The 13,295-nt window shown below is 63.2% G+C and carries 15 protein-coding genes; 3 read left to right on the top strand and 12 right to left on the bottom strand.

Annotation, left to right across the window (positions count from 1 at the left end; translation table 11 throughout):
* Positions 1–23: 23 nt before the first annotated feature.
* The 11 genes from BUA26_RS12780 to modA form a co-directional block, all read right to left on the bottom strand.
* Positions 24–374, bottom strand: a complete 351-nt coding sequence (locus tag BUA26_RS12780; RefSeq protein WP_072761211.1) for a hypothetical protein — start codon at positions 372–374, stop codon at positions 24–26.
* A gap of 22 nt (positions 375–396) precedes the next feature.
* Positions 397–1,650 carry a molybdopterin molybdotransferase MoeA gene (locus BUA26_RS12775; protein ID WP_072761210.1) on the bottom strand — a complete coding sequence of 418 codons (1,254 nt, stop codon included), beginning with the start codon at positions 1,648–1,650 and terminating at the stop codon, positions 397–399.
* 6 nt (positions 1,651–1,656) lie between these two features.
* Complete coding sequence (locus BUA26_RS12770; protein WP_072761209.1) at positions 1,657–3,225, bottom strand: ThiF family adenylyltransferase; 1,569 nt, start codon at positions 3,223–3,225, stop codon at positions 1,657–1,659.
* Positions 3,222–3,464, bottom strand: coding sequence for a MoaD/ThiS family protein (locus tag BUA26_RS12765; protein ID WP_072761208.1), 243 nt, complete (start codon positions 3,462–3,464; stop codon positions 3,222–3,224). The genes BUA26_RS12770 and BUA26_RS12765 overlap by 4 nt, the downstream gene beginning before the upstream one ends.
* A complete protein-coding gene (locus BUA26_RS12760) occupies positions 3,461–4,063 on the bottom strand; it encodes an NTP transferase domain-containing protein (RefSeq protein ID WP_072761207.1) in 603 nt (200 codons plus the stop codon). Before BUA26_RS12760 ends, BUA26_RS12765 begins: the two co-directional genes overlap by 4 nt.
* A complete protein-coding gene (gene moaC, locus BUA26_RS12755) occupies positions 4,060–4,545 on the bottom strand; it encodes a cyclic pyranopterin monophosphate synthase MoaC (protein WP_072761206.1) in 486 nt (161 codons plus the stop codon). The genes BUA26_RS12760 and moaC overlap by 4 nt, the downstream gene beginning before the upstream one ends.
* Before the next feature lie 3 nt (positions 4,546–4,548).
* Entirely contained in the window at positions 4,549–5,604 is a 1,056-nt protein-coding gene (moaA, locus tag BUA26_RS12750; protein ID WP_072761205.1) for a GTP 3',8-cyclase MoaA, read from the bottom strand.
* Position 5,605: 1 nt separating this feature from the next.
* A complete protein-coding gene (locus tag BUA26_RS12745; RefSeq protein ID WP_072761204.1) occupies positions 5,606–6,808 on the bottom strand; it encodes a molybdopterin molybdotransferase MoeA in 1,203 nt (400 codons plus the stop codon).
* Positions 6,809–6,902: 94 nt separating this feature from the next.
* Complete coding sequence (modC, locus tag BUA26_RS12740; protein ID WP_072761203.1) at positions 6,903–7,994, bottom strand: molybdenum ABC transporter ATP-binding protein; 1,092 nt, start codon at positions 7,992–7,994, stop codon at positions 6,903–6,905.
* Complete coding sequence (gene modB / locus BUA26_RS12735; protein ID WP_072761202.1) at positions 7,987–8,673, bottom strand: molybdate ABC transporter permease subunit; 687 nt, start codon at positions 8,671–8,673, stop codon at positions 7,987–7,989. Before modB ends, modC begins: the two co-directional genes overlap by 8 nt.
* A 6-nt stretch (positions 8,674–8,679) precedes the next feature.
* A complete protein-coding gene (gene modA / locus BUA26_RS12730; protein ID WP_072761201.1) occupies positions 8,680–9,471 on the bottom strand; it encodes a molybdate ABC transporter substrate-binding protein in 792 nt (263 codons plus the stop codon).
* A gap of 84 nt (positions 9,472–9,555) precedes the next feature.
* Between modA and fdhD the strand changes: the two genes are divergently transcribed.
* A complete protein-coding gene (gene fdhD, locus BUA26_RS12725) occupies positions 9,556–10,401 on the top strand; it encodes a formate dehydrogenase accessory sulfurtransferase FdhD (RefSeq protein ID WP_072761200.1) in 846 nt (281 codons plus the stop codon).
* Between the two features lie 239 nt (positions 10,402–10,640).
* Positions 10,641–11,327, top strand: coding sequence for a class I SAM-dependent methyltransferase (locus BUA26_RS12720; protein WP_178368584.1), 687 nt, complete (start codon positions 10,641–10,643; stop codon positions 11,325–11,327).
* 73 nt (positions 11,328–11,400) lie between these two features.
* On the opposite strand, the gene BUA26_RS12715 is transcribed toward BUA26_RS12720, so the two are convergent.
* The gene (locus BUA26_RS12715; RefSeq protein WP_072761199.1) at positions 11,401–12,534 is read right to left on the bottom strand and encodes a PilT/PilU family type 4a pilus ATPase; all 1,134 of its coding nucleotides are present in this window, start codon (positions 12,532–12,534) and stop codon (positions 11,401–11,403) included.
* Between the two features lie 198 nt (positions 12,535–12,732).
* On the opposite strand from BUA26_RS12715, the gene BUA26_RS12710 reads away from it, so the two are divergent.
* On the top strand, positions 12,733–13,242 hold the full coding sequence (locus BUA26_RS12710) for a CDP-archaeol synthase (RefSeq protein WP_072761198.1): 510 nt from the start codon (positions 12,733–12,735) through the stop codon (positions 13,240–13,242).
* Positions 13,243–13,295 lie beyond the last annotated feature (53 nt).

The raw sequence follows: 13,295 nt of genomic DNA, 5'->3' as shown, positions 1-13,295 counted from the left end.
CCTGGCGGAGTTTAAGCTGTCCGTCAGGGTTTCGAACCGTGTCGCCGGCGCACGCTGTCGCGGACATCCACATCGAACAGCAACTCCAGTGCATCGATGTCGCGCTCGCCCGGCAGCAGATAGCGCAACCCTTCGCGGGTAGGCAGGCGCGCCGCATGGTCGCGAACCGCCGCTTCGGGTAAGCCGATCTGCCAGGCATCGGCGTGACCGGTGAGCACAGGTTCAACATCAGGTTGCAATCGCAGCGTGATGTGGATCATGAAGGCCTTGGCGAATTGCGTATGCCCTGCAACGCAGTGGCCAGCCAGCAACTGCGCCAGTTCGTTCTCGTCGATGCGGATCCGCAAGTGCTGAGCTTCGATCTGCAGTTTCATACGTAAACGCTCCGTAGTCCGGTCAGGATGGCGCGCGGTCAATGCGTGGCGGCCGGCCATGCGCCAAGCTTACGATTTCCACGATTGAGCCTTCATCGCAAGCCCCGGCATTTTCAGGCAGCACCACCCAGGCTCCGCTTTCCGTGTAGGGATAAATGCGAAACGGTTGCTGCTGAGGCAGCACGCGTGCGTGAAGCCGGCCATCGTCATCCAGGTGCAAGTTGGCGCGCAGGAAATGGCGCAGACCCGGCTTGGGGTTCTGTGGTGTATCCAGCACGGCATGCAGCAATGGCTCCGAATCCTGCCCCATCATCGCGCGCAACACCGGCGCAACCAAGAAGCGCATCGCCGCCGCGACCGCCATCGGCGTACCGGGCAATGCAAGCAGCAGAGGACCTTTCGCCAGTCGCGCGCCCAACACCGGCTTGCCGGGGCGAATCGCCACGCCGTGGAACAGCAGCCCAGCGTCCCGGTCGCGGAGCAACTCGGGCACGAAGTCATAACGTCCCATCGAAACCGCGCCGGTGCTCAGCACCAGATCCACATCGTCATCGAGCGCCTGCGCGAGAGCATCGGCATACGTCACCGAGGTATCGTCAACCGTCACGCACGAATGCACTTCAGCCCCGGCTTCGCCCAGTGCCGCGGCAAGGTAAGGGCCGTTGGAATTGTGGATGCACCCGGCCATTAGAGGCTGCGAACGGTCGACCTGCAGTTCCTTGCCGGTACAGATGATCGCGACACGCGGGCGGCGTGCGACATCGAGCGCCCCGATACCCAGCGCCGCCAACAGCATCACGTGCGCAGCATCGATGCGTATGCCGGAGCCGAGAATCCGACTTCCCATTGCCACATCCGAGCCGGCATAGCGGACGTTTTGTCCGGCATCGAGTGTTTGCAGCAGGCGGATGCGCGCGGGCGTACCGTCGGCATGCGCGGACAGGAGCTGCGTGTTTTCTACGGCGACTACGCTGTTCAGGCCGTCAGGCAGCCGCGCACCCGTCATGATTTCGCAGGCATCGCCCGTGGTTGTGCCGGCACCATCGCCCGCAGCCTGCGAGCCCCGCACGGCGTGTTCCGAACCGGGTGTCAGCGTCTCCCTGACCTGCAAGGCATAGCCGTCCATGGCGGCATGGTCGAACGTCGGCAATGCCAGCGGACTGTGGACCGCGGCTGCGGTGACGCGCCCCATTACCCGGTCCAGTGGGCAGCTTTCGGGGGACAGCTGCACAGCTTGTGCGAGCAAGCGTTGCAAGGCGTCTGCGTACTCCATCATGGGCAATTAGCCGGCAACCCGACCGCGCTGCGGCGCCAAGGCAGCGACACCCCCAGCCAGCGAATGGATGTTGAGCATGCCCTGCCCGCGCAACATGCGTGCGGCCACACCACTGCGCCGGCCGGACGCGCAGATCAGCAACACCGGTCCCGTAGCCAGCTCGGTAGCACGTTCGCCAATCAACGCGGAAGGTATCCACTGCGATGGCGCGTGCAAGGGTTGCGCAACGATCTCCGCCGCTTCGCGCACATCGACCAGGGTGTAACCGGCTGCCAAGGCGGTGTCCAGATGGACAAAGGTGAGCTCCACCTCGCGCGCACTTTGCACTTGGCCCAGCCCAGCGCGTGCTGCCTCGACACAGCCGCCATGCATGGCGCAGCCCTGGGCGGCATCGATCGGCAAACGCTGGCTGGTCCCATCGAGCAGATTGATGAGCAGCAACGCATGGTCGGCCGGGCGTGGCAGGTCGAGCAACAGTTTCAGTGCCTCGATAGCCTGCATGCTGCCAAGCACGCCGGGCACCGGACCGAGCACGCCGGACTCGACGCAACTGCCGGCCACACCGCTTGCCGGTTCCTGTGGCCAGAGGCAGCGCAGGCATGGATCGCCCGGCTTTGCCGTGATCACCTGCAACTGGCCTTCATATTGATAGACGCTGGCGAGGATCAGCGGAATGCCGGCAAGGATCGCCGCATCATTGCTGAGATAGCGGCTGCCCAGATCGTCCGTGCATTCCACCACCAGGTCGTACTGCCCGAATACTTCGACGATGTTTCCGGTGTGCAACGGTTCCACATAGGTTTGCACGGCGACGGCAGGATTCAGCGCAGCGATACGCCGCGCTGCCAGATCCACCTTGCGTTCGCCAATATCCCGCGCGTCGTAAAGCGTCTGGCGATGCAGGTTGCTCGCATCGAGGCGATCGCCGTCGACGATGCCCAGCATGCCAACACCGGCTCCGGCGAGGTAGGCAAGCACGGGGCAGCCGAGGCCGCCGGCACCGATCACCAGTACGCGCGCCGCCGCCAGCTTGGCCTGCCCCGCATCGCCGACGTCGCGCAGGCGCGTCTGGCGCGAATAGTCCGGCACGAATGGCGCGGCCGGCTCGTGCGCGTGATCATGCCCATGATGGGGTTCGTGCTCATGTTCGCGATACGTGTGTGCGCAGGCGACCCAGGCAGTATCGCCATCGATGTAGTGCTCCTTCTTCCAGATCGGGAGACGGTGCTTGATTTCGTCGATGATGTAACGACAGGCCCGGAACGCCTCGTCGCGATGTGCGGACGACACGCCGATCCATACGGCAAGATCGCCAATCGCCAGGTTCCCGGTGCGGTGCATGCAATGCGCGGCATTCACGCCATAACGTGCGATGGCTTCCTCGACGATGCGTTCGCCTTCAGCCACGGCCAGCTCGGCATATGCCTCGTACTCGAGACCGTCGACCGCACGCCCTTCGTTGCTGTTGCGCACCCAGCCCTCGAACGCGCAGAAGCCACCGCTGCCCGGATGTTGCAGCGACGCGTGCAACCCGGCGAGATCCACCGCATCGCTGGCAAGGCTGAAGTGCCTCATCCGCCGGCTACCGGCGGAATGAAGACCACCGTATCACCGTCTCGCAGCGTCCTGTTCCAGTCGCTGAACTGGGCATTCACTGCGACTTTGAGTGCATCGGCGGATAAGGTGAAACCGTGGCGTGCCCGCAGCTCCTCGTACAGATCGTGCAGCGACGTGGCGGAGGTGATGACCTGCTCGCCGCTGGTGCGCGCCTGCTCGCGCAGCTGTGCGTAGTACTGCAAGGTGACGGTCGTCATGACGCCGTCTCGATCTGGCGTTGCATCTGTTCGAATTCTTCCGGGGTATTGATGTTGTCCAGCGCATCGCCAGGTGCCGGCAGCAGCTTCGTGCGCGACAGGATCAACGCCTTGCGTGGGCAGTAGCTGCCACCGTCGACACGATGCTTCAGCAGCTCATGGCTGGAGGGCTCCCACAGTGCGCAAAGCGGTTCGGGCAGTCCATCGAAACGGCTGGTGAAAGCCGTGGCATTGCTGCTTGAATCACGCGCATCGAGCAGGGTCTGCAGCGTGGCCCGGTTCAGCAGTGGCAAGTCGCAGGCGATGACCAGCCATGCGACATCCGGGTAGGTCTGCTGTGCAGAGAGAATGCCTGCGGCAGGGCCGATGGCCTCGTAGCCATCGACGATCTGTGGCAAACCAGCTCTCAACGGGTCGTCACGCTGCTCGGCACGTACCGAGACGAAGGCACGTTCCGTCACGGTTTCCAGCAGATGCCATGCGCGCATCAATTGCGGCTGACCTGCGTAGGCAAGCTGTGCCTTGTCGCGCTGCATGCGCCGGCTGGCGCCGCCGGAAAGCAGCAGCCCGTAGATCGGAGGTGCAACGACGGCACTCATGTGGCACCTGCCCCGGCCGAATGGTCGACGTCGCGCTTGCCGCCGGTTTTCCTGATCAGGCGGATGTCGCCGATGACTATGTCATGCGACATCGCCTTGCACATGTCGTAGATCGTCAACGCGGCGATGCTCGCGCCGGTCAGCGCTTCCATCTCCACGCCGGTACGGCCCAGACAGGATACGGTGCAGTCGATCAAGGCGTCGTTGCCCTCCATGCGGATCACGACATCGCATTTGTCCAGGCTCAGCGGATGGCAGAGCGGAATCAGTTGCGGCGTGGCCTTGGCACCCATCACCCCGGCGATATGCGCCACGGTCAGCACGGCGCCTTTCGGGGTGACGTAGCCGGCAGCATGCAGTGCCGCGGCCACGTCGTCCGGAAACGTCACGCGCGCACGCGCCTGCGCCACGCGCTGCGTGGCCTGCTTGGCGCCGACATCTACCATGCGCGGCTGCTGCGCGTCGTCAACGTGCGAGAGCATGTCCTAACCTCCGATGTAATGCATTTCGATTTTACGGCGAGAATGCTGGCGTTGCTCGGCGCGCTCCTCGCTGTAGCGATCCGTTCGGCGCGACCAGGTCTCTCGCAATTTCTCGCGCAGCATGTCGTCACTGGCGCCTTCGCGCAGCAGTCCGCGCAAGTCCGTGCCCTGGGTGGCGAACAGGCACGTATAGAGCGTTCCTTCCGAGGACAGGCGCGCCCGTGTGCAGCCACCACAGAACGGCGCGCTGACCGAGGAGATCACCCCGATCTCGCCGGCGCCATCGCGGAATCGGAAACGCGTGGCCACCTCGCCCGCGTATTGTGCAGGCAGGGCTTCCAGTGGCCAGCGTGCGTCGATGCGCTCGATCAGCTCGCGTGAGGGCACCACCGCCTCGGCGCTCCAGTCATTGCGGTTGCCGACGTCCATGTATTCGATGAAACGCAGCACGATGCCGCTGCCGCGGAATCGCTCGACCAGGTCAGCCACGGTATGTTCGTTGACTCCACGCTGGATCACGGTGTTGAGCTTGATGCCCTGCGGGAAATTCGCCTGCTGCGCCGCCTCGATGCCATCGAGCACATCGTGCAATGCACCGCGATTGCCGCTCATGCGATGGAACAGCGCCGGATCGAGTGTATCCAGGCTGATCGTGATGCGGTCGAGGCCAGCGTCGCGCAGCTCGGCAGCGTGGCGACCCAGCAGTACGCCGTTGGTCGTCATCGCCAGGTCGTCGATGCCGTCGATACGACGTAGCCGCGCGACCAGCTCGACGAGGTTCGGGCGCAACAAGGGCTCACCACCGGTCAGGCGCAGTTTGCTGACGCCCAGCTCCGCCGCCACGCGACACAGCCGTTCGATTTCGCCGAAGCCCAGCCGCTCGTCATTGCGCAGGAAGGTGAAGTGCTCACCGTAGGTCGCTTCCGGCATGCAGTACGGGCAGCGGAAGTTGCAGCGGTCCATCACCGAAATGCGCAGGTCGTGCAGGGCACGGCCCCGCTGATCCCGCGGAAGCGCCTGCGGGACTGGCAGATCGGCAATGGCTTGGAAAACGGTCATGTCACCAACGATAAAAGGTAGCCATCGTACCGGCTGGTGCGAAGGCGAGTCCGGGCGGTAATTCCACGAAACCGTGCGTGCGCGGCAGCGAGGAGAAATCGCCCGAGGTGCCCGGCGGCAAGGGAGTGGCCATGGCCCGTCCGGTAGAGTCATGGTGGACACGGACTGGTACAAAAAACGTCAAGGCAGGGCTGGTATCCACCGCGCTTTCCATACAAACCTGCATGGGCAGTTCGGCGGCCAGCCCGGTTGCCGATTGCAACGCCGGCAACAGGTAGCGTACGGCACAAACCAGCGCCGACACCGGATTGCCCGGCAATGCAAACACCACCTGCCCTTGCGGCCCGATGCCGAACCACATGGGCTTGCCGGGGCGCTGCGCGATCCGATGCAGCACCTGGCGTACACCCAGCATACGCAGCGCCTCGGGCACGTAATCGCGCTGCCCAACGGAAACGCCACCGGAAAGCACCAGCACCTGGCGCGTCCGCAGCAGCTCGGCCAGGGTAGCCGTGGTGGCAACCAGGTCATCCGCGACCCGCGCCAGTTGTATGTCATCGAACCCGCGTACGCGCAGTGCAGCAGCCAGCGCGCGATCGTTGGAGCCACGAATCTGCCCTTCCAGCAGAGGCTGATCGACGCCAGCCAGTTCGTCGCCGGTGGCGACAACCGTCACCGACGGCATCGCGGCCACCTCGACCTCGGTCACGCCATTGGCGGCAAGCACGGCGATCTCGGGGCCACGCAGGCGCATGCCCGGGTCGAGCAGCACGTCACCCGAGCGGCAATCAGAACCACGCGGATGCACGAACTGCCCAACCGCCGGCGCATAGCCTTCGGCAAGCAGGTAATGTTCGCCGTCGCGTCGCGTTTGTTCGACCGGAACGACGGTATCGCAACCACGCGGCAGCATCGCGCCGGTAGTGACCTCGATGCACGTATCCGTATCGTCGAGAGTCTGTTGCGTCATCCCGGCAAGTTGCAACCCGCTCTGCCGGAAACGACGCCGCCCGCCAACACTCGTCGCGATGGCGATGCCATCCATCATCACCCGGTCGAACGGCGGCTGATCCCGCTCGGCACGCACGACTTGCCGAAGCACGCGTCCCGCTGCCGCATCCAGTGCCACGCGTTCCGTGCCGAACACGGGCATCGCCTGCCGAATCAGCTGTTCGGCATCGGCGACAGTGAGAAGCTCGCTCATGGGGATGGACGCCTGTTATCCGCAACGGCAGCACATGCAGTGCCAAGGGAGAAATCATGGCGGCGCCCCACCACTTTGACAACCGCCTGCCAACTCATGTGCCTAGCGCCGTGGCCTTGACCTGGGCCCACACGCGCGAGCCGGGGGCCAAAGCCAATGTCCGCAAGGAGCGCCGCGTAATGCTGGCCAGCAATACCGTGCCGTGAACATCCAGCCGCACGATGCACTGCGAAGGGTGCGCGGCATCCATCATCCCCACGACCACCGCTTCCAAGACATTGAGTGCGCTGGAACCCGCCGCTGGGGCACCGGTACTGAGTGCGACGTCGCGGGCACTGATCCGGCAGCGCAGGCGATCGCCCACACGCTCCGCACGTTGCGGCAACCACAGGCGGCCACCTTCGAACGCCAGTTCGATGAGGTGATCGACCGGATCCTGGGCAACGACCTGCCCTTCGATCGCAACGCCGAGCTGATCGCTCATTGCCAGGGGCAGCTCGCCGCGTGCCAGTGTTGCCTGCAGGGAGCCTTGCGACAGGACGCTGCCGGCATCCATCACCACCAGATGGTCGGCGAGTCGGGCCACTTCATCGATGGCGTGGCTGACATAGATCGTCGGCACGGCGAGTTCCGCATGCAGTTGTTCGAGATAGCCAAGCAGTTCGCTGCGTGCAGACGCGTCGAGTGCCGACAGCGGTTCGTCGAGCAGCAGCAGGACCGGATCGCTGAGAAGTGCTCGCACGATCGCCACACGCTGTCGCTCCCCGCCAGACAATCTGTCCACCTTGCGTGCGAGCAAGTGGTTGACGCCAAACCGTTCCAGCCATGCCTCACGATCGACAGGCAGATTGCGCCCGGCGCGTCGCCGGCCGTAATCGAGGTTGCCGGACACCGAAAGATGCGGAAACAGGCTCGCTTCCTGGAAGACGTAACCGATACGACGCCGATGCGCCGGCACGAGGCGCCTGGTCGAACTGTCCTGCCAGACGTCGCCGGCGAAAACGATGCGGCCTTCGATATCCGGGTCGAGTCCGGCGATGGCGCGCAGGCATGTGGTCTTGCCGGCTCCGGATGGGCCAAACAGCGCCGTAATGCCTCGTGGCGGCACGCTGATATCCACATTCAGTGCGAAATCGCCGCGCTGGTAATGCAACTGCACCTGCAAGCCGGAGGCGACTTCAGTCATGGGCCATCAGCCGACGCGGACGCAACAGATGCATGGCGAGCAAGGCAGCGAAGGAAAAAGCCAGCAGGTACAGCGAGAGGGCATGCGCCTGCAGGTATTCGCTGGCCTCGACATGATCGTAGATGCGCATCGACAACACGCGGGTCTGGCCGGGGATATTGCCGCCTATCATCAACACCACGCCGAATTCGCCGACGGTATGGGCGAAACCGAGTACGGCCGCCGTCAGAAAACCTGGCCAGGCCAGCGGCAACGCCACCGAAAAGAACCGGTCCAGCGGCCCCGCCCCAAGGTTTGCCGCCACGTCGAATGGGCGCTGGCCGATGGCCTCGAATGCATTCTGCAGCGGCTGCACCACGAACGGCAGCGAGTACAGCATCGAGGCCACCACCAGACCGGCAAACGTGAAAGGCAGCGTACCCAGACCCAGTGCTGTCGTGAGCCGGCCACCGGCACCTTGCGGGCCAAGCAGTAACAACAAGTAGAAGCCCAGCACCGTGGGCGGCAATACCAGCGGCAACGTGACCAGGGCCGAAACCGGGCGCCGCCACGCGGTACGGCCACGTGCCAGCCACCAGGCGAGCGGCGTACCGAGCAGCAGCAGCAGAACGGTAACCGTCACCGCCAGACGCATGGTCAAGGCAAATGCGGCCCAGTCTTCGGCAGATAGTCCGGCCATGGAGGTTCAGTGCTCCACGGCGGCGCTGGGCAGGCTGAAGCCGTAACGGCTGAGGACGCCGCGCGCCTCTGCACCTTGCACGTACTGCGCAAAGTCGTGGGCAAGCGTGTTGCCGGCGCCACGCCGAGTCACCACGAAGCTCTGCAGCAACGGTTGATAAAGCGATGCCGGGATGACCGCATAGCTGCCTTTCTTCGCCATCTGGGGATTCAATGCGAGCGATTGGGCGATGATGCCGACCTTGGCATTGCCGCTGGCGACGAACTGCGCGGTCTGCGCAATATTGTCGCCGTAGATCAACCGCGGCTGCACTGCATCCCATACGCCGGCCGCGCGCAGTGCCTGCTCGGCACGCTTGCCGTACGGCGCATGCTCGGGGTTGGCGATGGCAATGCGGTCGAATGATGACCGGGCCAGATCCGCCACGGTCAACTTGCCGGCATCGACGCCAGCGCTCCAGATCACGATGTGGCCCAGGGCATATGGCACCGGATCGCCGCTGGCGGCACCGGCTGCCACTAGCTGTTTCGGATATTCGCTGTCGGCCGAAAAGAACAGTTCGAACGGCGCGCCCTGCTCGATCTGCGCGAGCAATTTGCCGGAGGAGCCGTAAGTGACTTCGATGACGTCCTGCGGGTGCATCCGCTGGTAAGTGGTGATGACGGCATCCAGCGCATAACGCAGGTCGGCGGCCGCTGCGATCGTCATATGCCTGGGTTGGCCGGCATACGTTGCGTGCGTGGATAACATCAGCGCCAAGGCAAACAGCCCCCCGAGTAGAGCACGCATCTTGATCATGTTCTGGGATTCCAACAAGGATCGCGCAAGCAGGAGCCTGCCACAGGTCGCTGCAGAAGGATGCCGTGTCGCTATGATGCCCGTATGACCCCAGCGACTCCACCCGACCCGGACAAGCCCTCGCCAGGCTATGTCCTGCGCGGCATCGAACGTTGGCGCGATGGCCGTATCGAGCGGCTTGACGACCGTGTCGCCGAAGAGATGCCCGTGGCGATGCTCTATAACGGTGTGTCCTTCGCGGTGATGATGGCTACGCCGCATGACCTGGAGGACTTCGCGCTGGGCTTTTCGCTCAGCGAGGGTTTGATTCGGAGCGCCAGCGATCTGCGCGCCATCGAGCAACGTCGTTTGCTGGAAGGCATCGAGCTGGCGATGACGGTGGCCGAAGGCGCACCAGCCGCCCAGCTCGACCGCCAGCGGGAACGATGGCTACCGGGCCGCGGCGGTTGCGGCATCTGCGGTACGCGTCAACTGGAAGACGCCGTGCACCAGCCTCGCCATGTCATAGGCTGCGCATACATCCGTCGTGCTGCGTTGGAGCGCGCATTGGCCGGGCTGTCCTTGTATCAACCGATGAACGCCGCCACGGGTGCGATACACGCGGCGGCCTGGGCAGATCTGGACGGCAACATCGTGTTGGCACGCGAGGACGTGGGTCGGCACAATGCATTGGACAAGTTGATCGGCGCCATGTACCGCGCCGGCGTCGCGCCCGACGCCGGGTTGGTTCTGCTGACCAGCCGCGCCAGCTACGAGATGGTGACCAAAGCGGCGAGCGTCGGTGTCGGCCTATTGGCGGCTATCTCCGCGCCCACGGCGCTGGCGATCGAGCTGGCCCGTAGTGCCGGCATGACACTGGTGGGCTTTGCGCGACCGGGCAGCCACAACGTCTATACCCATCCCGAGCGACTGCGGTCCGACGACGGATAAAAGGAGCGTGCCAGGACGCCAGCGTTAGTCAGCCGCCAGAGATTGGCTGATGACCCATTGATGTCCGCGCTTTGTTCCAGGGTGATACAGATCCAAAATGCAAGACTGGACGGCGTAAATCGTCCAATGAGAGAAGATCAACCTCTCCGCGGCAGACCATGTCGGCGTTTGACGGGTTGGTGGTGCCAGATGATCGACTTGGCCCTCTCTGCACTGAAATAGGTTGCTGGAGCGCTGTCATGAAAGACTTCATCAAGCGAATTCCCGTCATCGGCCCCGTCGCGCGCAGCGTATACCGGCAATGGTTCAACCCTCCCAAGCCCTTCCACGGTTCGGAGGACTATTGGATCGAGCGATACCGCGAAGGCGGCAATTCCGGCGCGGGTTCGTACAACCGACTCGCTGAATTCAAGGCCGAAATACTGAACGACTTCGTCGCCAGTCACGACATTCGCGACGTGATCGAGTTCGGCTGCGGCGATGGCAATCAATTGACGCTCGCCAGATATCCGTCCTATCTCGGCTTCGACATAAGCCCGGATGCGATCGAAAGTTGCGCCCGCCGCTTCGCCGGCGACGCCAGCAAGGCATTCATGCTGGTACGCGACTACGCGGGGCAGACGGCCCAGCTCGCGCTATCGCTGGATGTGATCTATCACCTGACCGAGGACGAGGTGTACGAAACGTACATGCGGACCTTGTTTGGCGCAGCGCGGGATTACGTCGTGATCTATTCGTCCGATAAAGACGAGGCGCAGGCCCAGACCGCGCATGTACGGCACCGCCAGTTCAGTCGATGGGTGGGCGCGAATGCACCGGGCTGGCGGCAGCTCCACCATATACCCAATCGCTACCCCTACACCGGGGACAACGATACGGGTTCACTCGCCGATTTCTATGTCTATGGCAGAGGGAGCCTGGCCTGAGTGTCTTTCACATGCCGGTTCTGCAATAAGAGGCCAAGGTACTGGATGTTGCGTCGGGCCCCGTGTATGCATGTCACCCCAATGGCATGGACAAAGGCAGGTCCACCCCATCAACGACTCCAGGCGCAACCTCCTGCGGCGCCGGGCCTTGCAGACGGACCTGCAAGGCGAGGTCCGTGCGGGAATCGGCATGTTCGATGGCCTCGGCATAACCGATGGTGCCGGCCGAATAGAGCGCGTACAACGCCTGGTCGAAGGTCTGCATACCGGCAGCGCTGTTCTGTTTCATGGCTTCGCGGATGGTCGCGATTTCGCCCTTCTCGATCAAATCGGAAATGTATGCGGTGACGAGCAATAACTCGACAGCCGGTACACGCGTACCGTCAACGGCAAGCAGTAGTCGCTGTGAAATGACAGCCTTGAGGTTGAGCGAGAGGTCGATCAGCAATTGATGCCGCGCCGTATCCGGGAAAAAATTCAGAATGCGGTCAAGTGTCTGGTTGGCATTGTTGGCATGCAGCGTCGACAGACATAGATGGCCGGTTTCAGCATAGGCGATCGCCTGCTGCATGGTTTCCCTGTCGCGAATTTCCCCGATCATGATCACGTTCGGCGCTTCGCGCATGGCATTGCGCAACGCGTTCGCGTAACTCAGCGTGTCGATACCCACCTCGCGTTGGTCGATGATCGATTTGCGGTGCTGATGCAGGTATTCGACGGGATCTTCGACGGTGAGGATGTGTCCTCCGCGGTTGCGATTGCGATAGTCGAGCATCGCTGCCAGCGTAGTCGATTTGCCCGAGCCAGCTGCACCCACCACCAGAATCAAGCCGCGCGGCAACATCACCAAATCGCGCAGCGTCGACGGCAAGCGCAGGCTGTCGATGTCGGGAATCTCGGTCGTGATGTAGCGAATGGCGATCGCCACCTCCCCGCGCTGCCGATACACGTTGACCCGAAAGCGACCAATCCCCGCCGGCGCGATGCCGAGATTCATCTCCAGCGTCGCCTCGAATTCCTTCTGCTGCCGGTCGTTCATCACTGAATAGGCGACCGCATGTGTGTCGGCCGGTGTGAGCGCCCTGTCGCCGATATAGCGCGACACGCCGGCGACGACCATCAGAGGCGGAGCTCCGTGACTCAGGTAGAGGTCGGACGCATGGTCCGTCGCCATAGCGGCAAGCAGTTCGGAGATATCCATGGCCACCCCTCTTTGCGAAAGCAAATCGTCGACATGCCTGTTTCACAATGTAGGCCCGTCTTGGGCCGCCAGCAACCAGATCAGCCACGATATCCTCTGCCGAGCGAACTCTTCCCGGCCTGACCAGCGGGACGACAAGATGTCTCGCATGCTTAGTCGTGCGTCGCGGGACAATACAATGAGCTAATCCAGGAGCACGGTTTCATGAACGATTGGTGGACCCGTTCGCTACACCTCGCCTACTTCATGCTCCCTGCGTACTGCGCCAACATGGCGCCGCCCTTCCTCCGTTACTGGCATGGCTGGAATCGTCCTATCCACGACCGACTTCTCGGCAGCCACAAAACCGTGCTTGGCTTTCTGGCGGGGGTCGCCACGGGAGTGCTGGTGACTGGATTGCAATACCGGGTCCATGCATCGTGGTCGTTGGTCAACTATCAACATTGGCTGCTGCTTGGTCTCGGCCTGGGCGGTGGCGCAATGCTCGGCGATGCCCTCAAGAGCCTCATCAAACGCATGTTGCACATCAATCCGGGCGCATCATGGATTCCCTTCGACCAACTCGATTTTGTGGCTGGCGCACTGGCACTGACTGGAGCATATGCCGGTCTTGGCCCAACGGATATGGCGACCATCGCCGCCATGACCTTCGTGGGGGATATTGCCGTCAATCAGCTTTCGTATCGTTTGAACATCAAAGACAACCCCTGGTAAGGTCGAGTCGCCACAACTCGGCAAATGGCACGAACCAGTGACCGTCCTGGCGA

Source organism: Rhodanobacter sp. OK091, assembly GCF_900142825.1.
Taxonomy (GTDB): domain Bacteria; phylum Pseudomonadota; class Gammaproteobacteria; order Xanthomonadales; family Rhodanobacteraceae; genus Rhodanobacter.
This window is presented reverse-complemented; position numbering and strand designations above follow the sequence as displayed.

What these genes read in the sequence shown, in the direction of transcription:
- BUA26_RS12765 (WP_072761208.1), bottom strand. Translation starts at nt 3,464, where the DNA reads ATGACGACCGTCACCTTGCAGTACTACGCACAGCTGCGCGAGCAGGCG.
- BUA26_RS12780 (WP_072761211.1), bottom strand. Translation starts at nt 374, where the DNA reads ATGAAACTGCAGATCGAAGCTCAGCACTTGCGGATCCGCATCGACGAG.
- BUA26_RS12710 (WP_072761198.1), top strand. Translation starts at nt 12,733, where the DNA reads ATGAACGATTGGTGGACCCGTTCGCTACACCTCGCCTACTTCATGCTC.
- modB (WP_072761202.1), bottom strand. Translation starts at nt 8,673, where the DNA reads ATGGCCGGACTATCTGCCGAAGACTGGGCCGCATTTGCCTTGACCATG.
- BUA26_RS12775 (WP_072761210.1), bottom strand. Translation starts at nt 1,650, where the DNA reads ATGATGGAGTACGCAGACGCCTTGCAACGCTTGCTCGCACAAGCTGTG.
- BUA26_RS12770 (WP_072761209.1), bottom strand. Translation starts at nt 3,225, where the DNA reads ATGAGGCACTTCAGCCTTGCCAGCGATGCGGTGGATCTCGCCGGGTTG.
- modC (WP_072761203.1), bottom strand. Translation starts at nt 7,994, where the DNA reads ATGACTGAAGTCGCCTCCGGCTTGCAGGTGCAGTTGCATTACCAGCGC.
- moaC (WP_072761206.1), bottom strand. Translation starts at nt 4,545, where the DNA reads ATGCTCTCGCACGTTGACGACGCGCAGCAGCCGCGCATGGTAGATGTC.
- moaA (WP_072761205.1), bottom strand. Translation starts at nt 5,604, where the DNA reads ATGACCGTTTTCCAAGCCATTGCCGATCTGCCAGTCCCGCAGGCGCTT.
- BUA26_RS12720 (WP_178368584.1), top strand. Translation starts at nt 10,641, where the DNA reads ATGAAAGACTTCATCAAGCGAATTCCCGTCATCGGCCCCGTCGCGCGC.
- BUA26_RS12745 (WP_072761204.1), bottom strand. Translation starts at nt 6,808, where the DNA reads ATGAGCGAGCTTCTCACTGTCGCCGATGCCGAACAGCTGATTCGGCAG.
- fdhD (WP_072761200.1), top strand. Translation starts at nt 9,556, where the DNA reads ATGACCCCAGCGACTCCACCCGACCCGGACAAGCCCTCGCCAGGCTAT.
- BUA26_RS12760 (WP_072761207.1), bottom strand. Translation starts at nt 4,063, where the DNA reads ATGAGTGCCGTCGTTGCACCTCCGATCTACGGGCTGCTGCTTTCCGGC.
- modA (WP_072761201.1), bottom strand. Translation starts at nt 9,471, where the DNA reads ATGATCAAGATGCGTGCTCTACTCGGGGGGCTGTTTGCCTTGGCGCTG.